Genomic DNA, 26,680 nt, shown 5'->3' with positions numbered 1-26,680 from the left:
GCCTACCCTGTTCTAAACCCCGTTGGGGCCAGACCACGCCAGCATATTCCAGCTCACGCCCAGCCGCACGTCGGTTTTTAATTCCACTAATTGTCTGGAAAGATACAGCATTTCCTTCTCTTTTCGTAGTGTTATCCCCAGCCGGTCCTGCAGAATGCCTGCGCCGGCGAGGATGCCGTCCAGCGTGCCATAGGTGCGCAGCAGCCGTGCGGCCGTCTTCACGCCGACGCCGGAAACGCCCGGGATGGAGTCGGCCGGATCGCCCATCAGCGCCAGCAGATCGGCCAGTTGCGCCGGCGCCACACCCCACTTGGCTTCCACCCATGCAGCGTCATGCCACACGCCTTTGAACGGGTCCCACAGCAGGGCGCCCTGCGCGATCAGGCTATGCAAGTCCTTGTCGGTACTGGCAACATAGGCTTCGCCGCGCCCTTCGGCCAGCCAGCGCTGCACGGCCGTGGCCAGTACGTCGTCCGCTTCCACCCCTTCGATGGCCAGCAGCGGCCAGCCCTGTGCCTGCAATTGCGCCTGCCAAGGCACCAGCGCGGTTTTCAGCACCTCGGGCATGGGGGTGCGGCCAGCGCGATAGCCTGCATACAGCTCATGGCGCCAGGTCGGGCCGCCCGCATCGAAGGCCAGCAGCACATGACTAGGCGCGTGCTGACGCAGCAGCTTGTGCAGCGCCGACTGGGCGTAGCGCAGCGCCGTCAGGGCCTTGTCGGCACTATCGGGTTCGGGGCTGGCCTCGTACATGCGGCGTACGATGTTGAGACCATCGATGGCCAGCAGTCTAGCCATGGCAGCAAAGGGAATCGGGAACTCTCACGGCGCCATTGTAACGTAGCGCTGCAGGTGCCAGAACAGGTGCCAGTGCAGGGGCTTACTTGAGCAGTTCGTAGGGGCCGCCACGCTGCAGCGCACGCTGGAAGGCGGGGCGGCTATGGATGCGCTGCAGGAAGTCCATCAGGTGGGGCCGGCTGGCATTCAGGCCGGCGCGGGCTGCGGCAGCTTCCAGCGGGAAGCTCATCTGGATATCGGCGGCGCTAAATTCGGCCCCGGCAAACCACGGGCGCTGTGCCAGCTCCCCTTCCAGATAATCGAGATGGCTGGCGATCTGCGGCAGGATGTAGCTACCCAGTACCTTGCGTGCAATCGCCCGCGCAATCGGCTTGACGAAGAATGGCGCGGGGCCGCTCTCGACACGGTCGAACACCAGTTTCATCAGCAACGGCGTCATGGCCGAGCCTTCGGCGTAGTGCAGGAAATAGGTCCAGCGGCGCTGTTCCGGCGTGCCGGCGGCCGGTTTCAGACGGCCCTGCCCATAGGTATCGAGCAGGTATTCGACGATGGCGCCCGACTCGGCCACCACCACTTCGCCGTCGCTGATCACGGGCGACTTGCCCAGCGGGTGGATGGCGCGCAGCTCGGGCGGTGCCAGCATGGTCTTGGGGTCGCGCTGATAGCGCACGATCTCGTAAGGCAGCCCCAGTTCTTCCAGCAGCCACAGGACGCGCTGCGAACGGGAGTTGTTCAGGTGGTGGACGACAATCATGATCAGCGCTGTACGTGCAGCATGATGACGCGCGCCGACGGCTTGCCCGAAGCGCCGCTGCCGCCCTGCCCTGCCGCACCGGCGGAAGTGCTGCCGCCTTTGCCTTGCGGGCCGCTATCGCAGCCACCGCAGCTGCCGCAACCATCGCCGCAGCCTTCGCGCACACCGAACAGGCGGGCCAGCAGTACCGCACTCACACCGCGCTGTGCCAGGGCATTCGCCCAGCCGCGCCGCAGCGCTGCAGGCAGATAGCGCCGGCACACATGCAGCAGTGCCAGCACAACGATGACAGCGACGATCAGGTTCTGCAGCATATCAGCCTCCGGCCAGTGCCAGTGCAACGCGATAGGTAATAAACGAGGCCGAGTAGGCCAGTACAAACATATAGCCGGCCATCAGCAGCGGATAGCGCAGGCTGTTGGTCTCGCGCCGTACCACGGACAGCGTGGACATGCACTGCGGTGCAAACACATACCATGCCAGCAGCGACAGCGCGGTAGGCAGCGTCCACGAAGCGGCAATAATAGGCGTGAGCGACTGCGCCAGTTCGTCGCCGCTTTGCGACAGCGCGTACACCGTGCCCAGCGCACCCACCGCCACTTCGCGCGCGGCCAGACCCGGCACCAGCGCGATGCAGATCTGCCAATTGAAACCGATAGGCGCGAAGATATATTCGAGACCACGCCCCAGGATGCCGGCCAGGCTGTAATAGATAGGCGGATGCGTCGCGCCTTCCGGTGCGCCGGGGAAGGTGCTGAGGAACCACAGCAGCACCATCAGCGTGAGGATGATGGTACCGACGCGGGTGATGAAGATCTTGCAGCGTTCCCACAGGCCCAGCGCCAGATTCTGCAGGTGCGGCCAGTGGTAGGACGGCAGTTCCAGCATCAGCGGCTGCTGGTGGTTGGCGCCCATGCTGCGCTTCATGAAGTAGGCCACCAGCATGGCCGACACGATGCCCGTCACATACAGGCCAAACAGCACCAGCCCCTGCAGGCTGACGAAGCCGCCCACTTCACGCTCGGGAATGAAGGCAGCAATGATCAGCGCATACACGGGCAGACGCGCCGAGCAGGTCATCAGCGGCGCGATCATGATGGTCACCAGCCGGTCGCGCGGATTCTGGATGGTGCGTGCCGCCATGATGCCGGGAATCGCGCAGGCAAAGCTGGACAGCAGCGGAATGAAAGCACGCCCCGATAAACCCACCCCGCCCATCAGGCGATCGAGCAGGAAGGCTGCGCGCGGCAGATAGCCGCAGTCTTCCAGCACGAGGATGAAGAAGAACAGAATCAGAATCTGCGGCAGGAACACCAGCACGCTGCCGGCGCCCCCGAGTATGCCTTCCACCAGCAGGCTGCGCAGCAGACCGTCGGCCATGGCGTTTTTCACCATGCTGCCCACGCCATCCACACCATCCTTGATCAAGTCCATAGGCACGGTGGCCCAGCTGAACACGGCCTGGAATACGCAGAACATCAGCACGGCCAGAATGATAGGCCCCAGTACCGGATGCAGCACGATGTGGTCGATCTTCTCGCTCAGATTGCCGCGGTCATCTTTTTCATGGCACACCAGTGCGAGGATGCGGCGCACTTCGCGCTGGGTCTCTTCCACGCTGACGGTATCGATCACGTCGAGCGACTTGGGTGCGGCTTTTTCCGTCAGGGCCATGGCATCGAGTGCCTGCACCAGCGCACGTTCGCCGCCGGCCTGCACGGCCACGGTAGCCACCACCGGCATGCCCAGTTCCTGCGCCAGCCGTGCTTCATCGATCACGATGCCACGCTTGCGCGCCACGTCGACCATATTCAGCGCCAGTATCATGGGCAGGCCCAGACGTTTGATCTCCAGCACCAGCCGCAGGTTCAGGCGCAGATTGGTGGCGTTCACCACGCATACCAGCACGTCCGGCACGGACTCGCCGGCGCGCTTGCCGGCCACCACGTCGCGCGTGATGGCTTCGTCCGGCGTATGCGCGGACAGGCTGTAAGCACCGGGTAGATCAAGTAAACGATAGGCGCGGCCATCGGGCGAAGTGAAACTGCCCTCTTTCCGCTCGATGGTCACACCGGCGTAATTGGCCACTTTCTGGCGTGCGCCCGTGAGGCGGTTGAACAGCGCAGTCTTGCCGCAATTGGGATTACCGAGCAGCGCCACCATGGGTGCAGCAGTGGCAGTTGCAGGAGCAGCGGCGGGAGCAGCCGCCCGTGTTTCGACGACAGCCATAACTTATTCCGGTTGAATTGATACCAGTGCCGCTTCGAAGCGGCGCAGCGCGAAGGTGGCGTTGCCGACCTTGATCGCCAGCGGCTCGCCACCGGGCATACCGCGCTTGAGCATGCGGATCTGTTCGCCCGGTACAAAGCCCAGCTCCATCAGCCGGCGCGCCAGCGTAGCGCCATCATGCTGCGGGGTGCCGGGGGCGATATGGACCACGGTGGCCTTGGCGCCCACCGGCAGCGTATCGAGAGTAATCAGAGGAACAGCATGCGTCATGGCGAAATCCGTTCAAAACGCCGCCGGGCCCGTGCCGCAGCGGCTTTCCTGCCTGCCCTCGCCCCGGTAATGAGCGGTTCCAGCCGGAAATATCATGAGTCTATTATAAACCGTAATGCGAATTACTTCTATTTGCGCTTGCATGCCGCAGAAAACTGAGGCACACTACTGGAAATGATAATGATTCGCATTAAGTGAACGAATTACAACAGTGCCAGTCCGGCATCGCGCCTGCGGCACCGTCACCATCGAACTCAGGACTGAAGGTAATACCATGATCGTCTGTGTCTGCAACAACATCTCCGACCGCGAAATCCGCATGGCCATCGAGCTGGGCTCCGACTCCGTCGAAGCACTGCAGCGCGATCTGGGCGTGGCCACCTGCTGCGGCCAGTGCTTCGATTACGCCAGCGAGCTGCTGAACAAGACGCTGGCCCAGAGTGCACCGCTGCAAGAGACTGTGCTGCAACGCCAGACCGTCGGCAGCACTTGCAGCAATTAAGGGGGACGCCATGCACACCCTCAGCTTCGACAGTTACGACCAGTCCCACGAGCACGATCACGCGCGCTGGCGCAAGCTGGCCCCCATGGCCGCCATCGTGGCCGGCCACGCGCTGATGTTCTATCTGTTCCACACCGGCATGCTGCGCGAAGCCGCCCACGCCGTGCTGCCGAATATCGTCACGATCAATTTCGTCCCCGCCGCCGAGCCCGTCAAACCGGCCACCCCGCCCGTGCTGCCTAGCGCGCCTATGCCAGTGGCGCAGGTGACCGTGCCGCCGCTGCCGCCGGTCGCCATCGCCGCTACTGAGCCGACCATCAGCGTCGCGCCGTCGCCCGCGCGCAGCACCGAAGCACCGGCCAGCAGCACCAGCGTCGCCGTGGCCGCCGTGGCCAGCACGCCGGTAGCGGCCGCCGGCACGCCGAAAACCGTGTCCACCGTCGAATACCTGCGCGCGCCGCAAGCCATCTACCCGCACAGCTCGCGCCGTCTGGGCGAAACGGGCGTGGTCATGCTGCGCGTGCTGATCGGCGAAAAAGGTCAGGCCGAGCAGGTGGTGGTGCAGAAATCCTCGGGCTACTCGAATCTGGACGAAGCCGGCCGTCAGGCGGTGTTGCGCGCCCTCTACAAACCGTATATCGAAGACGGCAAGGCCATCGCGGTGTACGCGCTGGTGCCGATCAACTTCCAGCTGGGCTAAACCGGCACAGCCCGATCTATCCGGGCAGCAACTTGATCGAAGTCACTTTTACCGCTTCGATCAGGTTGGCCCCAATTTGCCTGCAACGTGGCAAAATAGGCGTATTCCTCCACCACGATAAGAGAGAACGCCATGAAAGGTGATCCGGAAGTAATCAAGCAGCTCAATGCGCAGCTGACCAACGAACTGACCGCCATCAACCAGTATTTCCTGCATGCACGCATGTACCGCCACTGGGGTCTGAGCCGCATCGCCAAGAAGGAATACGACGAGTCCATCGGCGAGATGAAGCACGCCGACAAGCTGATCGACCGCATCCTGATGCTGGACGGCCTGCCTAACCTGCAAGCCATGCACAAGATCATGATCGGCGAGAACACGGAAGAAATGCTGGGCGCCGATCTGGCGCTGGAACAGGGTGCACAGCTGACTGTCAAAGCCGGCATCGCTGCTGCCGAGAAGGCCGCCGATTATGTGTCGCGCGACCTGCTGCTGGAGATACTCGACGATACGGAAGAACACATCGACTGGCTGGAAACCCAGCTCGATCTGATCGCGAAAGTCGGCATCCAGAACTATCTGCAAAGCCAGATGCACGACGAATAAAAGCACAACGGCCAGCTGATCCAGCTGGCCGTTGTTGTTTTAGCGGTCGCCCGCTGCCCTGACTTTCACTGCCAGCACGGCCAGCGCACCGCACAGCATCAGCGCCCCCGCCAGCCGGATCACATTTTCCGGATTCCCGCCCAGCAGACTCTGGTAGTACAGCGGCAGCGTGAAAATCTGGATGATCATGGGGATCACGATGAACATATTGAAGATGCCCATATAGACTCCCGTGCGTTCGGGCGGGATGCAGCCCGCCAGCATCACATACGGATTGCCCATGATGCTGGCCCATGCCAGCCCTATGCCCACCATGGGAATGAACAACAGCAGCGGATTATGGATCTGCGGGATCAGCAGCATGCCCACGCCGGCCAGCGCCAGACAGACGCTGTGGCTGCGCTGCGGACCATAGCGGCGCGTGAATGGCACCATGGCCAGCGCGCCGACAAACGCCACCGCGTTGTAGAACGCTCCTACCTGCCCTGTCAGCAGACCGGCATCGCGGAAGCCTTGCGAAGCAGGATCGGTGCTGCCGTAAATGGTGGTTGCCAGCGACAGCATGATGTACTGCCAGTAGCAGAACATGGCATACCACTGGAACAGTTTGACCCAGGCCAGCTGCTTCATGGTGGCCGGCATGTCGCGCACGGCGCTGGCCACATCGGCCAGGGTGTGGCGCCAGCCGGCCGGCTGGGCGCGGATGGCCGCCAGTTCGGCAGGCGTGAGCGGCAGTTCCGGCGTAGTCTTCAGCGTCCACAGGATGGAGCTGATGGAGAAGATCGCCCCGATCACAAACGCCACGATCACGATGTGGGGAATGTGGTGGCTGTTGACGGCATCCTTGTTCATGCCGGCCCACACCAGCAACGATGGCGTCAGATAGGCCAGCGTCTGGCCCAGCCCCGTGAAGGCGCTCTGGGTCAGGAAGCCCAGCGAGTGCTGGGACGGATCGAGCTTGTCGCTGACGAAGGCGCGATACGGTTCCATCGTGACGTTGTTGGCTGCATCGAGTATCCACAGCAGGCTGGCGGCAAACCAAAGCGTAGGGCTGAACGGCATGGCCAGCAGACCGAAACTGCACAGGATGGCGCCGATCAGGAAGTAGGGCGTGCGGCGGCCCCAGCGCGTGACCGTACGGTCGCTCATGGCGCCGATCAGCGGTTGCACCAGCAGGCCCGTCATGGGGCCGGCCAGCCACAGATACGGCAGGCTGGCTTCATCGGCGCCCAGATATTTGTAGATCGGGCTCATGCTGCTTTGCTGTAGCCCGAAGCTGAACTGAATACCGAAGAAACCGATATTCATATTGATGATCTGCCAGAACGACAGGCGCGGCTTCATGCCTGCACTCCCTGCTGCCACGCGGCCAGCCATGGCCTGTAGAAGGCCAGATCGGCCGGCACCGCGCCGGCAATGCCGCAGATGGCGCCGGCGAAGGCATTGGCGCGGTCCAGCGTCAGTGCCAGCGGCCAGCCCTGCATCTGCCCGTACAGGAACACCGAAGAAAACGCATCACCCGCGCCCACCGTATCGACGATCTGCGCCGGCGCGGCCACCGGTGTGCTGGTGGTCACCACGCCGTCGCTGCCGAAGTGCATGGCACCGCGCTCGCCCAGCGTGACGATCATGCCCTGCAGGCGGAAAGTACGCATCAGGTTGAAGCAGGCGTCTATCATCTCCCGGCTATCCATGGCGCTGGTGCCGGGCTGGGTATGGGTGTACCAGCGGAACAGGTCTTTCAGTTCATCCTCGTTCACCTTCAGCACATCGGCCAGATGCAGCGATTCGAAGGCGCAGCGTTCCGTCACCTGCCCTTCGCGCACATTCAGGTCCAGATAGCGCTGGGCGGGCGTGGTTTCCAGCAGCGCGCGCAAGGTGCCGCGCGAGCACGGATGGCGCTGTGCCATGGTGCCGAAATAGATGGTGGCCGGCGCGGCCTGTCTGAGCGCCGTCAGTGCCGCCGAAGCTTCCACATAATCATAGGCCTGATCGGGCAGGATGATGAAGCGGTGGCCGCCATCGTTGCGCTCCACCACTACCCGCCCGGTCGGCGCGACAGGATCGCTCTGCAGGCCGGCCTCGCTCATGCCGAAACGGGAAAACTCGCTACGCAGCAGCAGCCCGTTCTGATCCTGTCCCACGCGGGTGATCATCAGCGTGGCCGCACCGAAAGCGGCCAGATTACGCGCCACATTGAAGGGCGCACCGCCGACTACCTGCTCGGTGAGAAAATCATCGACCAGTGCTTCGCCGAACACGGCGATGGTTTGTAGACTCATGTTTAATCTTCTCCGCGTTCCAGCCAGTGCAGCGCATACGGCGCCAGCGTGATGGTGCCGCCCAGTATGGCGCCACTCAGGCAGTCAGTCCAGCTTCCTGCCAGCGTGTAGTGCTGCGCGCTGGCGCTGAAGTTCATCAGGGCGCGGAAACGCTCGCCGCGGGCCAGCGCCAGCACGCTAGCCGGCGCATCGTCCAGCAAGCTACGCGGGGCGTCGGCTGCCAGTGCCGCACGGTCCTGACGTGCCCGCACCAGCGCCGTCAGCGCCTGATACATGCGTCCCGCCGGCGTGGCGCCATCGTGCCGCTGCAGCCAGCGCTGACGGTCGAAACGGGGACGCTGCAGCCAGCGGCTATCCATCGCATGCTGCGGACGCTGCAGATAGCTCTCGTCATTTTCCATCGCCAGCTCGTCGCCCATGTACAGCACGGGCAGCGCGCCGAAGCTCAGGGCCAGACCATGCAGCAGCAGCATGCGGCGCATGGCCAGTTCGCGCTCCTGCTCCGTCCGTGCCGACTGCAGACCGGTCAGCGCGGCGGCCATGCCATTGCTGCCATGGGCCGCATTCGGGTCGCTGCTCTGGAAGGCGGCGCCGCGTGCATAGCTGCCTTCGGCGCCGCTGAAGAAGCGCGCCACCCGTGCCAGCCGCTGTGCGCTGTCCACGCTGTCGGCACCGGCTTCGGCACGCAGCACATTCCAGCCGATATCGTCATGGCAGCGCACATAGCTGAGCCACGTGGCCGCTGGCGGCAACGGTGGCGTATTGGCGATCACCGCGCGCAGCACTGCGGTATTCTGTTCGGCCAGCCCCACCCAGCCCGCCGCCATCAGGCTGCTGTGATAGGCGATATGGCATTCGGCCGCGTTAGCGCTACCGAGATAGGCCGGCAGTTCGCACGTCGGCACAATGGCTTCGGCCTTCAGCAGTACACCCGGTGCGACGATGTCGACGATGGCGCGCAGTGCCTGCAGCAGCTGGTGTGCTTCCGGCTGGTTCATGCTGTTGGTTCCCAGCCGCTTCCACAGGAAGGCGGTGGAATCGAGACGGAACACTTCTACGCCGCGATTGGCCAGCCGCAGCAAGGCCTGCGCCATTTCCGCAAACACGGCAGGGTTGGCGTAGTTGAGGTCCCACTGGTAGGGATAGAAGGTGGTCCAGACCCAGCCACCGGCAGCCTCCACATGGCTGAAGTTACCCGGCGCCACTTGCGGGAACACCTGCCCCAGCGTGGCTTCGTACTGATCCGGCAGGCTGCGGCCGGAGAAGATGTGGAACATCGCCCGCGCCTGTGCATCACCGGCCTTGGCGGCCTGCGCCCACACATGGTCATCGGCCACGTGGTTGAGTATGAAGTCGGAACACAGGCTGATGCCGGCATCGCGCAGCGCCGTAGTCAGTGCTTCCAGATCGGCGTTATTGCCCAGCGCCGGTTCCACATCGTCGAAACTGGTGACGGCAAAACCGCCGTCGTTTTCACCTGCGCGCGCACGCAGGAAAGGCAGCAGGTGCAGATAGCGCACGCCCAGTTCCTGCAGATACGGGATCTGTTCGCGCACGCCGGCCAGCGTGCCGCCGAAATTATTCACATAACTGCAGTAGCCCAGCATCTGCTGGCTGAGAAACCAGTCCGGCTGCGCTGCACGTTCCGCATCGAGCGCCTGCAGGGCGGCCGGGCGCGCTGCGTACAGCGTACCCAGACTGGCCATCAGTGCACCATACCAGCTCTCGAAATCGGTCCGCTCGCCGTACAGGCCGGCCAGCAGCCGGTGCAGCGTGGGAGCCGCTGCAGCCAGCCGCTGGGCCGCCTGCGGCCGCAGCGTTTCCGGCAGGACCGCCAGCAGGCGGTCCGTCATCACATTAGAAGGCATAAGTCAGGCCAACTTTGGCAGCACGGCCGTTGATCGAGCGGGCCGCATGGCCGTCGCCTTCAACTTCGGTGTAGCCGATCTTGTTAAACAGGTTGTTGACGCTGAACGACAGCGTGGTCTTAGGCGACAGACGGTAGTTGACGAAGGCATGCACTACCTGATAGCCGTCCATCTCGATGGTGTGTCCATCATCGCCCCACGACTTGCCGGTGCCGATCAGGCTGGCGCCGAGCGTGACATCGCCGAAGTCATAGCTAGGCATGATCTGGTACACCACCTTGGCCTGACGGCGTGGCGTGTTGCCGATATTGGCCACATCCGCTGCTGCCGTGCCGACGATCTTGGCATCGGTGTAGGTCATGCCGCCGGTGACGCGGAAGCTGCCCTGGGTGTAGGCGCCTTCCAGTTCCACGCCCTTGGCGTCGTACTTGTTGGAAGTGCTCTTCTGGGTGGTGGCTTCGTAGTTGCTCTCGTCGGTCTTGGCCTGGAACAGGGTCACGAAGGTCGAGACCCCGCCGCTACGCCATTTCACACCACCTTCGATCTGCTTGACGGTGTTGATGTTGATCGGTGCGCTGCCATCGAGCGGAGTGCCGAACAGGATACGGTCGGCATTGAAGGCCACGCCATCGCTGACCCGGGCGAACGCTGCCAGATTACTGCTGATGCGGTAGTTGCCGCCCACCGAATAGGAGTTGTGGTTCATCTTGTAGTCCACCATCTGCATGGTGGCAGCCTCGTAGCGCTGGCTGCCATTGCTCAGGGTGGCAATATTGGCCGTGCCGCTTGCAGTCTGGCGATCCTGACGTACGCTGGCATCCACATTCAGTGCGCCCACTTCGTAGCCCACGTTCAGATAAGGCGAAGTGAGTTTGTACTCCATGTCCACCGCGCGCGAGCAGCAGCCGCCCCATGCCGGGCCAACCAGACCGGGCGTGGTGCTGGCCGTTTTCAGCAGGGCCGGTTTGTCGCCGCTCGCTTGCAGCAGGTACTCGTTAAAGTTCCAGGTCAGACCCAGTTTCTGCGTCGACAGGTACAGGCCGGCCGTGGTGGTCAGCTTGCTGCCATCGGCCAGCGCAAAGGTCTTGGCCAGCTTGGTGTCGTTCAGGGTATTGCCGGCATCGTCGATCGAAGTGTTGAATACCACCGCCGAAATAGCACGGCCCTTGTAGGTCTGGCCTTTGTTCGGGCCGGTGGCAAAGGTGTAGGTGCCCACCGTGCCGTTATTGGCAGGGAACACGCCGGCAAAGCGGCCGCTGTTGCTGGAAGTGCGGAATTTGTCGCTCAGGTTCCAGCCATCGCCCAGATCGAACGAACCTTCCAGACCGATGGAATCGCTTTTCACTCTCAGGCCGTCGTTGACGTTGGTCGATACTGGCGTGTTGTTCTTGCCCAGCGAAACATCGCGCACCCAGTACGGCGAGTAGAACGATACGCTCCGCGGGTCGATGCCCGGCAGTTCCTGGATTTTCTTGTTCACGACCTGCACCGGCACTGGCAGTGCCGTCGGCGCCTTGTCGTCCAGATGTTTGAACGACAGGCGGATGTAGCCATTGTCCAGCTGATGGGTGATATTGCCGCGAATCTGGCCGCCGTCTTCCGTCTTCATGCCGGTATTACGCACGCCTTCGCCGGTACGGTAGCTACCGCCGATGAAGAAGCGGGTCTTGTCCGAAATCGGTGCGCCGTAATCGAAGTCCAGCCGGGTTTCATCGTAGCCGAGGCCGCGGCTGACACCGATATGGCCGCCCTTCTCTTCGCCCGTTTTGGTGATGAAGTTGATGATACCGCCCGGGGCATTGGTCGCCAGCGTGGAAGCCGAGCCGCCGCGTACCACTTCAAGGTGATCCAGCGTGCCGTCGATCTTGATATAGCTATCGGGCGTGATGAAGTTGAAGTCGCCCGATTGCAGCACCGGCAGGCCGTCTTCCTGCATCTGCACATAGCGCGCACCGCCGGCGGAAATCGGCACACCGCGCACAGTGATATTGGCATTGCCTTCGCCGCCAGACGACTCGGAACGTACGCCCGGTACGGAGCGCAGCACTTCGGCGGCGCTCAGCGGCGCGCCGTTCTTGATGACATCGCCTTCCACGGTACTGATGGAGACACTGGTTTTCATTTTCGACGAGCCGGTGGTGCTGCCCGTCACCACCACCCGTTCCATGTTCAGGCCATCGTTGGCCGGAACGGCTTCATCGGCATGGGCGCCAGCCATGTGCAGCACTGCGGTAGCAACAGCGGCGGCAATGCCGCACAGTTTGAAAGTGCGAGTATCCATTTTGTCTCCAGTATCGTTGTTGTGATGGTCGAATTTGCTCTGCACATTTGCTGAGCAGATGAGGCATTATGGGCTGATTCAAAAATTAATGCAATCGATTGCATTACGCGCTGCAACAAGCCAGGACGGGCCACAGCGCCAGAGGGAAAACCTGATAAATACGAGGTTTACTACGAAAGAAAGGGAGTTTTTTATTGCGCCGCAACAGAAAATTTATGCAATCGGTTGCATAAATCAGACACTGGCGCTGCTCTCGCGCACCATCAACTGGGTCGGCAACTGTAGCGACGGCGCCGGACGGCCTTCGATCAGCTCCAGCAGCGAGGCCACCAGTGCCCGCCCGGCCGCACGTATGGGCTGGCGGATAGTCGACAGGGGAGGATGGAAATAGGTCGACAGCTCGATATCGTCGTAGCCCACCACCGCGATCTGGCGCGGCACCTCCAGCCCCTGGGTGCGCAGGGTGTTAATCGCCGTCATGGCCAGCAAGTCGCTACCGGCAAAGATGGCGTCGAAGCGCACATTACGCCGCAGTAGCTCCTGCACGGCCTGACGGCCGCTATCGGGCAGGAAGGCAACCGATACCTGCAGCGCAGGATCGATGGCCAGACCGGCGCGCTGGAGTGCCTGGCAATAGCCTTCGTAGCGCTGTCCCACTTCGGGCAGGTTGATATCGCCGAAGAAGGCGATGCGCTGGCGCCCCTGCTGTAGCAGATGGCTGACGGCCAGATCGCCGCCGGAGACATTGTCGCCGCCGACGGTGCAGTACAGCTGCTGCGGTAATTGCGCGCCCCACACTACGATGGGCACATGGCGCGCGGCCAGCTGGTTCAGCTGATCATGGTGGCGCCACTGGCCGATCAGCACGATGCCTATCACCCGGCCCGTATCGAACGGCGCCGCAGCGGCATCGAGTTCCTCCGCATCGACACGCGACACCAGCATGTCGAAGCCCTGCTCCGTCAGCGCATCGGCCAGACTACCGAGCATGGACAGGAAGAAGGGATCGGACAGGTGCTGGCGCGTGGCCGAGTCATACGGAATCACCACACCGATGGTGCGGTTCTGTTTCAGGCGCAGGTTCTGCGCGCCGATATTGATGGTGTACTTGAGCGAACGCGCCAGCTCCATGATGCGGGTACGGGTTTCCTCGTTGACCAGCTTGCTACCGGCCAGCGCCCGCGACACAGTCGAAGTGGATACCCCCGCCAGCCGCGCAATGTCGGCCATCTGCAGACGCTGTTGGGACGGGGTATTCGGCACTTCCGGTGGCGTGTTGGCACTCATCTCAGGCTTGCGGAATCGTATCCTTGAAAGACTGGCGTTCGGACAGCTTGTCGTACAGACGCGCCAGATTCGCATGACTGCCACGCCAGTCGATCTCCGGGAAACGGAAGCTGAGCCAGCCCAGCATACACCCTACCGCCACGTCCGCCAACGAATAATGGATGCCCGCGCAATAAGGCGATTCGCCCAGCCGCGCCGCTACCACTTCCAGCCCCTGGTGGACTTTGCGCATCTGCCGTTCTATCCACTGCGCGCTCTGCAGTTCGGGCGGACGCTGGGTGCGTTCCAGCCGCACCAGTATGGCAGCATCGAGCACGCCATCGGCCAGCGCTTCCCAGCACTTGATGTCGGCCCGCTCGCGGCCATTAGGCGGCAGCAGTTTGCACACTGGCGTCAGCGTATCGAGGTATTCCACCATCACGCGCGAGTCGATCAGGACGTCGCCATCTTCCATGATCAGGCTAGGCACTTTACCGAGCGGATTGAGTTGATCGATGGTCGTGTCGGCGGCCCACACATTTTCCAGCACGAACTGGTAATCCAGCTTTTTTTCTGCCAGCACCACGCGCACTTTGCGCACATAAGGACTGGCGAGGGAACCGATGAGTTTCATAAATGCTTAAAGTGGTCGATCAGACTTCAGTATAACATCGGCGGGATGGGCGGCGGCCAATGGTAAAATCACGTTTTTCGCGTTTCCGCGTTGTTGGCTTTCTTATTAACTCCCGCCTTCTAGTCCATCATGACCACTACTCCTTACTCCACGCTGTCTGCCCTGTCGCCGCTCGATGGCCGCTACGCCGGCAAAACCGATTTGCTGCGTCCCATCCTGTCTGAAGCCGGCTTCATGCACCACCGCGTCAAAGTAGAAATTTCCTGGCTGCAAGCATTGTCGCAAGCCGGCTTTGCCGAGATCCAGCCCTTCTCGGCAGCCGGCAACGCCCTGCTGGACAAGCTGGCCAGCGACTTCAGCGAACAGGATGCAGCGCGCATCAAGGAAATCGAAGCCGTCACCAACCACGACGTCAAAGCCGTGGAATACTGGCTCAAGGAACAGGTCAAGGACGTGCCGGAACTGGTGGCTGCATCGGAATTCATCCACTTCGCCTGCACCTCGGAAGACATCAACAACACTTCGCACGGCATGATGCTGAAAGCGGCGCGTGACCAGGTCATGCTGCCATCGCTGCGCAACGTTACCGCCAAGCTCAAAGAAATCGCCCTGGCCAACGCCGACCTGCCTATGCTGTCGCGCACCCACGGCCAGACCGCCAGCCCGACCACGCTGGGTAAAGAGATGGCCAACGTGGTAGCCCGTCTGCAGCGCGCCATCGTGCGCATCGAGCAGGTGGAAATTCTGGGCAAGATGAATGGCGCCGTAGGTAACTACAACGCCCACCTGTCGGCCTACCCGTCGTTCGACTGGCCGGCCTTCTCCAAGGCCGTGATCGAGCAGCGTCTGGGGCTGGTGTTCAATCCTTACACCATCCAGATCGAGCCGCACGACTACATGGCCGAACTGTTCGACGCCTTCGCGCGCGCCAACACCATCCTGCTGGACCTGAACCGCGACATCTGGAGCTATGTCTCGCTGGGCTACTTCAAGCAGAAACTGAAAGCCGGCGAAATCGGTTCGTCCACCATGCCGCACAAGGTCAACCCTATCGACTTCGAAAACTCGGAAGGCAATCTGGGTCTGGCCAACGCCGTGCTGAAACACCTGTCGGAAAAACTGCCAGTCTCGCGCATGCAGCGCGACCTGACCGATTCCACCGTGCTGCGCAACATCGGCGTGGGTCTGGGCTACACCCTGCTGGCCTACGATAGCTGCCTGCGCGGCCTGAACAAGCTGGAAGTCAATCCGCAACGTCTGGAAGCCGATCTGGACGCCAACTGGGAAGTGCTGGCCGAACCCGTGCAGACCGTGATGCGCCGCTACGGCATCGCCAATCCATACGAGCAGCTGAAAGAACTGACGCGCGGCAAAGGCATCTCCAAAGACGCACTGCGCGAATTCATCACCGGTCTGGCGATTCCGCAGGAAGCCAAGGACCTGCTGCTGGCCATGACCCCGGCCAACTACACGGGCATCGCTGCCCAGCTGGCCAAAGCCATCTAATCCGTAAAAACTGCCGGATAGCAATTCCGGCAACAACTTGCTATACACTAGCCCCCGCGACCACCGTTGCGGGGGCTTTTTTCATGGGCTCTGCACGTTGCGCATTTCTTTGGTATATTAGTCCTAACACGTACTACTTTCCGGAGTGACTGCTATGCAACGCTACACCAAGATCGCCATCGCCCTGCACTGGCTGATTGCGCTACTGATCATCGCCGCCTTCTTCCTCGGCGTGACCATGGTCGATATTCCCGGCTTTACCCCGACCAAACTCAAATACTTCTCCTGGCATAAATGGCTGGGCGTGACGGTGCTGGGTCTGGCCGCCATCCGCCTGCTGTGGCGTCTGCGCAATAAACCACCGGCAGCCCTGCCCATGCCGCGCTGGCAGCATCTGGCGGCCGAAGGCATGCACCACCTGCTGTACCTGCTGATGTTTGCCGTGCCCGTCTCCGGCTATCTGTACAGCTATGCCGCCGGCGTGCCCGTGGTATATCTGGGCCTGTTCCAGATGCCGGCCGTGATCGGCCCCGATCCTGCACTTAAGCCCGTTTTAAAAACCGTTCACTATGTTCTGACCATGACCATGGCAGGCGCCGTGCTGGCCCATGCGCTGGCAGCGATCAAGCACCATTTCATCGATCGCGACGCCACCCTGAAACGCATGCTGCCCTAAACCCTGACACTGATACCGACACTGGAGCCATCCATGAAAACCTTACCTAAACTCGCCCTCGTAACCCTGCTGGGCATTACGCTCGCCGCCAGCGCTGCCGCCCTGAAAACCGATCCGGCCAAATCCACCGTGACGGCCACCTTCAAGCAGATGAACGTGCCGGTCGATGCCAAGTTCAAACAGTTCAGCGCCGCCATCGATTACGATGCCGCCAAGCCCGATGCCGCCAAGGCCAGCGTGGAAATCAATATCGCCAGCTTCGATCTGGGCGATCCCGAATACAACAAGGAAGTGACCAAGAAAGAATGGTTCAACGCGGCCCAGTTCCCCAAAGCCACCTTCGTCTCCAGCACCATCAAGAGCGCCGGTGCAGGCAAGCTGAATGTCACGGGCAAGCTGACCATCAAGGGTAAAACCGCCGACGTAAGCTTCCCCCTCACCGTCAAGGCCGAAGGTGGCAAACAGGTGTTCGAAGGCGCGCTGCCCATCAAACGCCTGGCCTACAACATCGGCGAAGGTGAATGGAAAGACACCAGCATGGTGGCGGACGAAGTCATCATCAAATTCCACGTGATTGCGCAATAAACTACCAAGGAGACTTACTGCATGAAGAAACAGATCCTGATCGCGACCCTGCTGGCGGCTTCGGCCACTTCGGCCATCGCTGCTACCTACAACATCGATCCCTCGCACACCTATCCTAGCTTCGAGGCAGACCACATGGGCCTGTCCACCTGGCGCGGCAAATTCGACAAGACCAGCGGCACCGTGACCATGGACCGCGCCGCCAAGACGGGCGCACTCGATGTGACCATACAGGCCGATTCGATCAACTTCGGTTTCGAGAAAATGAATAGCCACGCCAAAGGCGCGGACATGTTCAACGTCGAGAAATTCCCGACTGTTAGCTACAAGAGCCACAACTTCAAGTTCGAAGGCGACCAGCTGGTAGGCGTGGAAGGCGAACTGACCATGCTGGGCGTGACCAAGCCGGTCAGCCTGAAGGTCGACCGCTTCAAGTGCATCATGCACCCGCGCTACAAGCGTGAAGTATGCGGCGCCAACGCCATCGCCGAATTCAAGCGCAGCGACTTCGGCCTCAATTACGGTCTGCCAGCCTTCGCACCGGAAGTGCGTCTGGCCATCCAGATCGAAGCCATCAAAGCCGACTAAACGCATCCCGCAAGGGTAACAAGGCAGGCCACGCCGCAGTGCAAACTGCGCGTGCCCTGCCTTTTTTGTTGTTACAAAAATTCAACACTTCAATTTGTTTCATGAATAAGTGATTTTGCTATACTCGCGCCGTTGTGCCCTCCATCCCCTTTAGGATCCGATAAAAATGCAAAAGACCCTGATCGCGCTCGCCATCCTGAGCGCTACCGCTGCCCATGCCGATGAAGGCATGTGGATGCCGCAGCAGCTGCCACAAGTAGCCAAGCAACTCAAAGCCGCCGGCCTGAAACTCGATCCTGCCACCCTGACCAAACTGACCGAATTCCCTATGGGCGCCATCGTCAGCCTCGGTGGTTGCTCGGCTTCCTTCGTGTCGCCGCAAGGTCTGGTTGCGACCAACCACCACTGCGTGTACGGCAGCGTGGCACACAACTCCACGCCGGAGCGCGATCTGCTGGCCAACGGCTTCCTGGCCCACAATCTGGGCGAAGAACTGCCGGCCGCACCGGGCAGCCGCATTTTCGTCACCAAGGCTGTGACCAATGTGAGCAAGGAAGTAGTGACTGCCGAAGTCGCCAAACTGAGCGGCAAAAAACGTAGCGACGCGATCGAAAAGAACATCAAGGCCATTCAGGCTAGCTGCGAACAGGATGCCGGCCACCGCTGCACCGTGTCGTCCTACTACGGCGGTCTGGAATACTATCTGATCAAACAGCTGGAAATCCGCGACGTGCGTCTGGTGCACGCGCCACCAGCGGGCGTGGGCAAATTCGGTGGCGACACCGACAACTGGATGTGGCCACGCCACACGGGCGACTACGGCTTCTATCGCGCCTACGTGAGCAAGGACGGCAAAGCCGCCGACTACAGCAAGGACAACGTCCCTTACATTCCGCAGCACTACCTGAAACTGGCCAAGGAAGGCAGCAAGGAAGGCGATTTCGTGATGGTACTGGGCTACCCTGGCCGTACCAACCGCCACCGCCTGCCATCGGAAGTGGCCTTCACCTTCGACTGGAGCTACCCTGCCTTCGTGAAATCGTCGGCGGAAAGTCTGGCCATCATTGCCGACACCACCAAGGACAACAAGGACACCGCCCTCAAATACGCTTCGCAAGTAGCCAGCATCAACAACTACTACAAGAACCGTCAGGGCATGCTGGACTCCTACGCCGGCAGCGATATGCTCAAGCGTAAAACCGCCGAGCACGAAGCACTGAAAACCTGGATCAACGCCAACCCGGCCCGCAAAGCCGAATACGCTGGCGACATCGAACTGGTGGAAAAACTGATCGCCCAGCGCGATGCGGAAACCCAGCGCGATTACTTCCTGTCCTCGTCCAAGCCACGTCTGATGAACACGGCGCGTATGCTGTACCGTCTGGCCAATGAAAACACCAAGCCGGATGCCGAGCGCAAAGTGGGCTATCAGGTGCGTGATGTACCACGTATCAAGGCCTCGGTCGCAGCACTGGTGCGTAACTACGACGAGAAAGTCGATCAGGCACTGGTGATGAATAGCCTGAGCAAATACGCCGCCCAGCCAGCCGCCCAGCGCAGCGCTGCCTTCGACGCCGTCATCGGCATCAAGGATGGCATGAGCAAAGCGGAACTGCAGGCCGCACTGGAAAAACTCTACGCCGGCAGCAAACTCGGTGACGCCGCCGAGCGCACCAGCTGGATAGGCAAAACGCCAGCCGAGTTCCAGGCCAGCAGCGACAGCTTTATTCAGGCTGCCGTGGCCCTGTACGAGCCGGGCATGAAGGAAGAAGCGGAAGAGGAAGAACTGGGCGGCAAGCTGCAGCAGGCTTATGCCAACTACATGAAAGCCAAGATCGCCTTCATGCAGAGCAAAGGTCAGGCCGTGTATCCGGATGCGAACAGCACGCTGCGCGTCACCTTCGGCAAAATCGCCGGTCGTGACCACGGCGCCGACGGCACTACCTGGAAAGCCTTTACCACCGTAGCTGGCGTCGCTGCCAAAGCCACCGGCGAAGGCGAATTCAATGCACCGAAAGCCCAGCTGGCAGCCATCAAGGCCAAGGACTTCGGCAAATACGTCGACCCTATCCTGAAATCGGTACCGGTCGCCTATCTGGCGACGCTGGACATCACCGGTGGTAACTCCGGTTCGGCCGCGCTGAACGCCAAGGGCGAGTGGATCGGTCTGGCCTTCGACGGCACGCTCGATTCCATCATTTCCGACTGGGACTTCAACAAGGCCAACACGCGCGACATACAGGTGGACCTGCGTTACATCCTGTGGAACATGAAGCATGTGGACCACGCCGACAATCTGCTGAAAGAAATGAACGCAGAATAAGCGCCACGCGCTGTCACCCAAACCACGCTCCGGCAACGCAGCGTGGTCTTTTTACGCCCGACCTTCCCGCCCTGTTTGCGCTACTATGGGCGTTTCCTTCAACACCGATAGGAGTTGCCATGTCTGCTAAAAAAATTGCTGTAATCGTGGGTAGCCTGCGTAAGGATTCCATCAACCGCAAATTTGCGCATGAGCTGATGGCCATGGCGCCAGCCTCGCTGGCCATGCAGATCGTGGAGATCGGCGAACTGCCGCTCTACAATCAGGATCTGGAAGAAAACGGCGCCACCGCACCGCAGGCATGGCAGAACTTCCGCCAGCAGATGACGGGCATGGACGGTGTGCTGTTCGTCACGCCCGAATACAACCGCTCCATACCGTCCGCACTGAAGAATGCCATCGATGTGGGCTCGCGCCCTTATGGCAGCAGCATCTGGAGCGGCAAGCCGGCCGCCATCGTCAGCGTTTCGCCCGGCGCTACGGGCGGCTTTGGCGCCAACCACCATCTGCGCCAGTGCATGGTATTCCTCGATATGCCCTTGCTGCAGCAGCCGGAAGCCTATATCGGCGGCGCCACCAAGCTGCTCGACGATAACGGCAAAATCAACAACGACAGCAGCCGCCAGTTCCTGCAAAAAATCATCGACACCTATGCTGCCTGGGTCGCGAAAACTGCCAAAGTCTAAAACGGTCTAGATCGGTCTAGATCGGTCTATTCCGGTCTAGAACGCGCGATTCCGCACCAGCGCATAGCGCGCTTTAGCGCCGTACCGGCTTGAAGGTAAGCCCGGCTGCCGTCAGCGCGGCCGGTACTGCGTATCCGGCCGCCTGCTTGCCCTGCAGCGCCAACAGCTGCGGCACCTGCCGGTCCGGCAGCAAAGCCAGATCAGCCCCGGGCAGGCGCTGCCCCAGCGCCTGCGCTTCGCTTTGCGCCAGCGGCAGGCAGCTGACATACAGCCGATACGTGGCGCGCCCGCTCCCCATATCCAGCATGAAGCCCGCCAGTTCCGTGCTCCCCGCACCGCCCGGCAAAGCCGTCACCCGCAGGCTTACCCTGCCCTTGTTGAGATGCAGCGCATCCCACAGCTGCAGGGGATACAGCGTCGCGACGCTCGCTGCTTGCGCGCCTGTCGCCGCTGCAGCGCCAAGCGGGTGCGGGTCGGCCGCTACGATCACCGGCAATCCGCTGCGGCCAGACAGGGGCGCGAAACCGTCGTAGCGCCCGCTCGCTGCGGGCGTCAGCACCAGCAGATCGGCCTGCGGCCAGTGCGCCATCGCTTCGGCGCTATAGGCGTCCGCATCAGCCCCCAGCGCCAGTATGCGCAAGCCCTGAAAGCTGATCAGCGCCAGCCCCTTGCCAGCCAGCTGCACCTGCCCGGCCCCGCGTGCCGCCGGCGCAGCGCCCGCGCCATCCAGCGCTAGCACATAGCGCGGCCCCACCTGTGCCACGCCCAGCCGGCAGCCCAGAACCAGCAGCGCCAGCACGCCGAGCGCGCGCCAGCCATAAGCCTGCGCCACCCGCTGCCGCCATGCTCCGGCATATGCCATGATTCTGCCCATGATGTCCTCCCTGTCGGTATGGACCGCCAGTACATCACCATGGCAGGCGACGAATATTGAAACAGGGCAATCTTGGCCGCACACTGTCCTGCTGTCGCTCAAAAAGTGGGCACGAATGATACAATTCTGCCCGCAGCAGCGCTGCTTTCCGCTCACAAGGCGGCCCAGCGCGTTTTTTCCCACCACCCCGAGATCCAGACCTGCCATGCACCCAGAAATGCCCACGCCCTATGAATTAGGCAATCAGAATCAAACCACCTTGTGGTCGGAATGCATCGCGTTCTACCAGACGCTGGCCCAGCGTTTCCCGCAAGTGCTGCGTTTCGAGCAGATCGGCGTTTCCGACGGCGGCATTCCGGTGCACGCCGGCGTGGTGAGCGCGGACGGCGAATTCGACCGCAACATCATCAAGGCCACGGGCCGTCCCGTGTTCTTCAACAATAACGGCATCCATCCGGGCGAACCGGAAGGCGTGGATGTCTGCATGGCCATGGTGCGCGACCTGTGCTACCAGCCGGAACGGCTGGCCGCACTGGGCAAAACCGTGCTGCTGTTCGTCCCGCTGTACAACGTGGACGGCGCCCACAACCGCTCCAACACTTCGCGCGTGAATCAGGACGGCCCCGAGCAGTTCGGCTTCCGCGGCAACAGCCGCCACCTCGATCTGAACCGCGACTTCGTCAAATGCGATACGCTCAACGCGCAGATCTTCAACCAGCTGCTGACTAGCTGGGACCCGGACGTGATGGTCGATACCCACACCTCCAACGGCGCCGACTACCCGTACACCATGACGCTGATCCACACCCAGGCGGACAAGCTGGGCTACGGTCTGGGCCCCTTCCTGCGCGAGACCATGCTGCCGCATATCTACGCCCGGATGGAAGCGCGCGGCTGGCCAACCTGCCCTTACGTCAATCCCGTCAAGGACTCGCCGGACGACGGCATCGCCGAATTCCTCGAAGTACCGCGCTTCTCGACCGGCTACGCGGCCCTGCACCATGTGATCGGCTTCATGCCGGAAACCCACATGCTCAAACCGTTCAAGGACCGCTACGAATCCATGCGCGCACTGGTCGACGTCACGCTGGCCTTCACCGTGCAGTACGGTGAACAGATCCGCGCCCTGCGTGCCGCCGCACGCGCGCAGGCCGCCGCTGCCAGCGAGTGGACCGTGCACTGGAAGCTGGACGAAAGCCAGCCATCGACCTTCCGCTTCAAAGGCTATGCCGCCGTGCGCAGCCCTAGCAAGCTGGGGAACTACATGCGCCTGTCCTACGACCGTAGCCAGCCGTGGGAAAAGGATATCGCCTACTACAACCACTTCGTGCCCGATACCACCGTGCGTGCACCCAAGGGTTATGTGATTCCGCAGGCATGGCGAGAAGCCATCGAGCGCCTGCAATGGAACGGTGTGGAAATGGCCCGCTTCGACGAAGCCTCCACCATCGAAGCGCAGTACTACCACATCAAGGCCGTGCGCTCGCGTGCTGGCGCCTACGAAGGCCATATGTACCACGACGAGGTGGAAGTGGAAGCGCGCAGCGGCAGCTTTACCGTGCAGCCGGGCGACTACTTCGTGCCGCTCAAGCAGGACAAAGCCCGCTACGCCGTCGAAACGCTGGAACCGCAAGGCCACGACTCCTTCTTCCGCTGGGGCTTCTTCAACAGCGTGCTGGAAAAGAAAGAGGCCTATTCCGACTACGTGTTCGAAGATCTGGCCATGGACATGCTGGAAACCGAGCCTGAACTGAAGGCCAAATTCGAAGCATGGAAAACCGCCCATCCGGAACTGCTGTCGGACCAGAGCAAGGTACTGGACTTCATCTTCGAAAACGGCGCCCGTCACGCCGAACCGGAATGGCGCCGTTATCCGGTGCTGTCGGTGTTCTAAAGTCCGCCATGGCCGGCTAGTTCGCGCCTGCGCCAGCTAGCGGCCAGCACCATCGCCAGATATACCCGCAACGCGCTGCGCCTCACCCGGCCGGCGCGCCTGCCATTGTTAGACCTGATGTACGCTGCGGCGATCCCGCGGCGTGCATGCCCGCTGCCCACAAGATCACAGCCATGCACTACGCACTCAACCTGCGCACGTTCTTCTATAGCCATTACTTTTACCTCGGCCTGCGCTTCGCGGCCGGGCTGGTCGGCGTCACCCTGTTCACTTTGCAGTTCGCCAGTCTGGAAACCGCCATGACCGTCTGCATCGGCGCACTCTGTACGGCGCTGATGGATATGCCCAGCCCCCTGCGCCACAAGTTCAACGAAATGAGCGCCTCGGTTTTGCTGTGCAGCGCCGTCACCCTGCTGATCAGCCTATGCGCACCACTGCACTGGCTGTTGATGACCATGCTGGTGGCGATCAGCTTCCTCGCCTGCATGATGATCGTGTACGGTAAAAAATCCATGCCGCTGCAACTGGCCACCCTGTTCATCATGACCATGTCGATGGAACACGCGATGACGGCCAGCCAGGCCTTCATCCATACGGGCCTGTTCACGCTGGGCGCGCTGGCCTATCTGGCCTACGCCATGGGCATCTCGTGGCTGCTGCGCCACCGCATCAAGCAGCAGGTGCTGGCTGAAGCCCTGTTCGAACTGGCCGCCTACATCGACATCAAGGCCGATTTCTACGACACCCGCTACAACCTGAGCGAGCAGTTCAACAAACTGGTACGCCATCAGAGCCTGCTGGCCGACCGCCAGCAGGCCGCGCGCGATCTGATCCTGCGCAGCCACCTCAATCGCAAGGACGCCATCGTGGTGCAGACCCACGTCTGCATGCTCGACCTGTATGAACTGATCCTCTCCACCCATACCGACTACGCCCAGCTACGCCTGCATCTGGCCGACAGCCCCGTGCTGAAAACTCTGCACGATCTGGCCTACAAAGCCGCGCGCGATATCGAATCGGTGGCCTACGACGTCACCCGCGACAAGCCGTCCTATCCCGAAATCAGCTACGACACCGAGCTGGCGGCGGTGGAAGCGGAACTGGCCGTGCTGCAGCAGCGCATCAGCGAAGGCAAGCCGGCGCAGGAGGCGCTGGCCGTGCTGCGCGCCCAGCGCAACAAGATCCGCGCCATCATCCAGATGATCGGTGAACTGCATGCGGCCAGCCAGAAGGTGGCCGACAGCACGCCGTTCTGGGTCGATGCCGACATGGGGCCTTTCCTGTCGCAGCAGAAGTACGAGCTGCGCATGATCCTGTCGCACCTGCGTCTGGGTTCGCCCATCTTCCGCTTCTCGCTGCGGGTGGCGATGGCGATTACGGCGGGACTGGCGGTGGCTACGTGGCTGCCGTATGCAGCGCACAGCTACTGGATCGTGCTGACCATCGTCATCATCCTCAAGCCCAGCTTCAGCATGACCAAGCAGCGCCGCAGCGACCGTATCGTCGGCACCGTGATCGGCTGCGTGATCACCGCGCTGATCATCCAGTACCTCAACTATCCGGCTGCGATACTGGGCTTCCTGATCCTCGCCACGGTGGCCACGCCCACCTTCATCTACCTGCGCTACCGCTATGCCGCGATAGCCGTCAGCGTGATGATCCTGCTGCAGATGCACCTGATCGCACCGGGCAACCATGAGCTGATTATCGAACGGCTGGTCGATACCTTTGTCGGCGCGGCAGTGGCAACGGCCTTCAGCTTCGTGCTGGCCAACTGGGAATACCAGTCGCTGCCACGGCTGGTGAATGAAGTGCTCAGCGTCAGCCTGCGCTATATGCAGGCCAGCGCTGATCTGCTGCAGGGTAAAGGCTCGGACGATTTCGCCTACCGCATCGAACGCAAGCGCCTGATGGACAGCCTCGCCGCGTTAAATAGCGCGCTGGTACGCATGCTCGATGAACCGGCCAGCAAGCAGCGCGCGGTAGAAGACATCAACCTGTTCATCGTGCAAAACTACCTGCTGGTGGCGCACGTGGCGGCGCTGCGCGCCATCGTGCGGCGCCATGTCAAAGAGATTCCGCAGCAGGCGCTCAACGCCATGCTGGAAGACAGCCATGCGCAGGTCAGCGACATCCTGCAGCGTGCCATCAGCAAGGGCAAGGGCCAGCCTGCAGAACCGGCGCACGGCGCACTGCAGGCGCCAGTCCGCCATGTGGCGGCGGCCAGCGACGCTGGGCATGACGACAGCGCCAGCTGGTCCGGCTGGCCGCTGGTACAGCGCCGCGTGCGGCTGCTGCAGGCCGATGCGGCCAAGATCGTGGTGCATAGTGCCGCCATCCTGCGCGACGTAAAATAAGGCTGTCGCCAGCAGAGATTGCGCCAGGCTGTTACTATTGGTTGCATGACTGCTGCAACGCCCGCTTCCTTTAGCCGTAACGACCTGTTATCGGCCCTGCTCGTCGTCCTCATCTGGGGCACCAATTTCGTCGCCATGAAGATAGGTCTGCGCGACCTCACACCGTTCCAGCTCGGTGCAGCGCGCTACATCTTCGCCGTGCTGCCGCTGATCCTGTTCCTGCGCCCGCCGAAAATGCCGGCGCGCTGGATCATCGCCTACGGCCTGTGTCAGGGCGTGGGCCAGTTCGGGCTGCTGTTCCTGTCGCTGCGGGTCGGCATGTCGGCCGCACTGGCCTCGGTGATCCTGCAGACGCAAGTCTTCTTCACCGCCTTCTTCGGTTTTGCCCTGCTGCGCGAACGCGCCAGCCGCGCCCTCAAATACGGCCTGCTGCTGGCCGCGCTGGGACTGATCTGCTTCGCCATGAATTATCTGGGTAGCGGCCATGCCGGTGGCACCAATGCTGCAGGATTCGTGCTGTGCCTGTCGGCTGCCGCCATGTGGGCCGCCTCCAACATCGTGGTTCGCCGCGCCCAGCACCACACGCCGCAGTTCGATGTGGTGAACTTCATGGTGTGGTGCAGCCTCGTGCCCATCCTGCCCTTCATCGGCCTCACGCTGGCGTTCGATCCGCCGGAGACGCGCTGGCACTGGCTGCAGGCGCCGCCGGCAACCTGGCTGTCAGCCGCCTATCTGGGCTGGATGGCCACCATCCTCGGCTACGCCATGTGGACCCGCCTGCTCAAGCGCCACCCCGTCAACCGCGTCGCGCCTTTCAGTCTAGGCGTGCCGGTGGTCGGTATCGCGGCCGGCATGCTCGCGCTGGGCGATGTCATCACGGGCTGGCAGTGGGCCGGTATCGCCCTGATCGTCGCCTCCATGCTGTGCACCATGTTCGGCGGCCGCTGGCTCAAGTCCTAAATCCGGGGTCAGGTCGGGCAAAGTGCAGGTGTCAGGTCGGG

The 26,680-nt window shown here is 61.9% G+C and carries 24 protein-coding genes; 12 read left to right on the top strand and 12 right to left on the bottom strand.

What is annotated here, in order from left to right; genetic code table 11:
* Positions 1-12: 12 nt before the first annotated feature.
* The 5 genes from GTP23_RS00400 to GTP23_RS00380 form a co-directional block, all read right to left on the bottom strand.
* Complete coding sequence (locus tag GTP23_RS00400; RefSeq protein ID WP_161033398.1) at positions 13-798, bottom strand: 5'-3' exonuclease; 786 nt, start codon at positions 796-798, stop codon at positions 13-15.
* Between the two features lie 82 nt (positions 799-880).
* Positions 881-1,552 (bottom strand): glutathione S-transferase family protein, encoded by a 672-nt coding sequence (locus GTP23_RS00395; protein WP_161033397.1) that lies wholly within the window; start codon positions 1,550-1,552, stop codon positions 881-883.
* A 2-nt stretch (positions 1,553-1,554) separates the two neighbouring features.
* A complete protein-coding gene (locus GTP23_RS00390) occupies positions 1,555-1,866 on the bottom strand; it encodes a DUF6587 family protein (protein ID WP_202411858.1) in 312 nt (103 codons plus the stop codon).
* Position 1,867: 1 nt separating this feature from the next.
* Entirely contained in the window at positions 1,868-3,715 is a 1,848-nt protein-coding gene (gene feoB / locus GTP23_RS00385) for a ferrous iron transporter B (protein WP_161034552.1), read from the bottom strand.
* Positions 3,716-3,784: 69 nt separating this feature from the next.
* Positions 3,785-4,051 (bottom strand): FeoA family protein, encoded by a 267-nt coding sequence (locus GTP23_RS00380; RefSeq protein WP_155432621.1) that lies wholly within the window; start codon positions 4,049-4,051, stop codon positions 3,785-3,787.
* A 211-nt stretch (positions 4,052-4,262) separates the two neighbouring features.
* On the opposite strand from GTP23_RS00380, the gene GTP23_RS00375 reads away from it, so the two are divergent.
* The 3 genes from GTP23_RS00375 to bfr all read left to right on the top strand — a co-directional run bounded on the left by GTP23_RS00375 (position 4,263) and on the right by bfr (position 5,859).
* Complete coding sequence (locus GTP23_RS00375) at positions 4,263-4,553, top strand: (2Fe-2S)-binding protein (protein ID WP_371866766.1); 291 nt, start codon at positions 4,263-4,265, stop codon at positions 4,551-4,553.
* Between the two features lie 10 nt (positions 4,554-4,563).
* Complete coding sequence (locus GTP23_RS00370; RefSeq protein WP_161033396.1) at positions 4,564-5,253, top strand: energy transducer TonB; 690 nt, start codon at positions 4,564-4,566, stop codon at positions 5,251-5,253.
* A gap of 132 nt (positions 5,254-5,385) precedes the next feature.
* Positions 5,386-5,859, top strand: coding sequence for a bacterioferritin (gene bfr / locus GTP23_RS00365; RefSeq protein ID WP_155432619.1), 474 nt, complete (start codon positions 5,386-5,388; stop codon positions 5,857-5,859).
* A gap of 39 nt (positions 5,860-5,898) precedes the next feature.
* Here the strand turns inward: bfr and GTP23_RS00360 are convergent, their stop codons facing one another.
* The 6 genes from GTP23_RS00360 to GTP23_RS00335 all read right to left on the bottom strand — a co-directional run bounded on the left by GTP23_RS00360 (position 5,899) and on the right by GTP23_RS00335 (position 14,190).
* Positions 5,899-7,203, bottom strand: coding sequence for an MFS transporter (locus GTP23_RS00360; RefSeq protein WP_161033395.1), 1,305 nt, complete (start codon positions 7,201-7,203; stop codon positions 5,899-5,901).
* Entirely contained in the window at positions 7,200-8,141 is a 942-nt protein-coding gene (locus GTP23_RS00355) for a PfkB family carbohydrate kinase (RefSeq protein WP_161033394.1), read from the bottom strand. The genes GTP23_RS00360 and GTP23_RS00355 overlap by 4 nt, the downstream gene beginning before the upstream one ends.
* A 2-nt stretch (positions 8,142-8,143) precedes the next feature.
* Entirely contained in the window at positions 8,144-10,009 is a 1,866-nt protein-coding gene (locus GTP23_RS00350; RefSeq protein ID WP_161033393.1) for an alpha-amylase family protein, read from the bottom strand.
* The gene (locus tag GTP23_RS00345; protein ID WP_161033392.1) at positions 9,999-12,290 is read right to left on the bottom strand and encodes a TonB-dependent receptor; all 2,292 of its coding nucleotides are present in this window, start codon (positions 12,288-12,290) and stop codon (positions 9,999-10,001) included. Before GTP23_RS00345 ends, GTP23_RS00350 begins: the two co-directional genes overlap by 11 nt.
* A 234-nt stretch (positions 12,291-12,524) precedes the next feature.
* Positions 12,525-13,577 (bottom strand): LacI family DNA-binding transcriptional regulator, encoded by a 1,053-nt coding sequence (locus GTP23_RS00340; protein WP_161033391.1) that lies wholly within the window; start codon positions 13,575-13,577, stop codon positions 12,525-12,527.
* Between the two features lies 1 nt (position 13,578).
* The gene (locus GTP23_RS00335) at positions 13,579-14,190 is read right to left on the bottom strand and encodes a glutathione S-transferase family protein (RefSeq protein WP_161033390.1); all 612 of its coding nucleotides are present in this window, start codon (positions 14,188-14,190) and stop codon (positions 13,579-13,581) included.
* Positions 14,191-14,319: 129 nt separating this feature from the next.
* Here GTP23_RS00335 and purB point away from each other — a divergent pair, with 129 nt between their 5' ends.
* From purB to GTP23_RS00305, 6 genes are all read left to right on the top strand, one after another.
* Entirely contained in the window at positions 14,320-15,696 is a 1,377-nt protein-coding gene (gene purB / locus GTP23_RS00330) for an adenylosuccinate lyase (RefSeq protein WP_161033389.1), read from the top strand.
* A 154-nt stretch (positions 15,697-15,850) separates the two neighbouring features.
* Complete coding sequence (locus GTP23_RS00325) at positions 15,851-16,372, top strand: cytochrome b (protein WP_161033388.1); 522 nt, start codon at positions 15,851-15,853, stop codon at positions 16,370-16,372.
* A gap of 33 nt (positions 16,373-16,405) precedes the next feature.
* On the top strand, positions 16,406-16,957 hold the full coding sequence (locus GTP23_RS00320) for a YceI family protein (protein WP_161033387.1): 552 nt from the start codon (positions 16,406-16,408) through the stop codon (positions 16,955-16,957).
* Positions 16,958-16,978: 21 nt separating this feature from the next.
* Entirely contained in the window at positions 16,979-17,545 is a 567-nt protein-coding gene (locus GTP23_RS00315; RefSeq protein WP_161033386.1) for a YceI family protein, read from the top strand.
* Between the two features lie 166 nt (positions 17,546-17,711).
* A complete protein-coding gene (locus tag GTP23_RS00310; RefSeq protein ID WP_161033385.1) occupies positions 17,712-19,868 on the top strand; it encodes a S46 family peptidase in 2,157 nt (718 codons plus the stop codon).
* Between the two features lie 119 nt (positions 19,869-19,987).
* Positions 19,988-20,554, top strand: coding sequence for an NADPH-dependent FMN reductase (locus GTP23_RS00305; protein WP_161033384.1), 567 nt, complete (start codon positions 19,988-19,990; stop codon positions 20,552-20,554).
* A 73-nt stretch (positions 20,555-20,627) separates the two neighbouring features.
* Here the strand turns inward: GTP23_RS00305 and GTP23_RS00300 are convergent, their stop codons facing one another.
* Positions 20,628-21,428: a hypothetical protein gene (locus GTP23_RS00300; protein ID WP_161033383.1), complete on the bottom strand. Its 801-nt coding sequence runs from the start codon at positions 21,426-21,428 to the stop codon at positions 20,628-20,630.
* A gap of 205 nt (positions 21,429-21,633) precedes the next feature.
* Here GTP23_RS00300 and GTP23_RS00295 point away from each other — a divergent pair, with 205 nt between their 5' ends.
* The 3 genes from GTP23_RS00295 (at position 21,634) to GTP23_RS00285 (ending at position 26,639) form a co-directional block, all read left to right on the top strand.
* Positions 21,634-23,322 (top strand): M14 family zinc carboxypeptidase, encoded by a 1,689-nt coding sequence (locus GTP23_RS00295; protein WP_161033382.1) that lies wholly within the window; start codon positions 21,634-21,636, stop codon positions 23,320-23,322.
* Positions 23,323-23,495: 173 nt separating this feature from the next.
* Positions 23,496-25,679: an FUSC family protein gene (locus tag GTP23_RS00290; RefSeq protein WP_161033381.1), complete on the top strand. Its 2,184-nt coding sequence runs from the start codon at positions 23,496-23,498 to the stop codon at positions 25,677-25,679.
* A gap of 45 nt (positions 25,680-25,724) precedes the next feature.
* Positions 25,725-26,639: an EamA family transporter gene (locus GTP23_RS00285; protein ID WP_161033380.1), complete on the top strand. Its 915-nt coding sequence runs from the start codon at positions 25,725-25,727 to the stop codon at positions 26,637-26,639.
* Positions 26,640-26,680: the final 41 nt, after the last annotated feature.

The sequence above is a fragment of the Duganella fentianensis genome (assembly GCF_009857835.1).
GTDB classification, from domain to species: Bacteria; Pseudomonadota; Gammaproteobacteria; order Burkholderiales; family Burkholderiaceae_D; genus Rugamonas; species Rugamonas fentianensis.
Note: the sequence above shows the minus strand (reverse complement) of the source record. Positions and strands in the feature narration are given on the sequence as shown.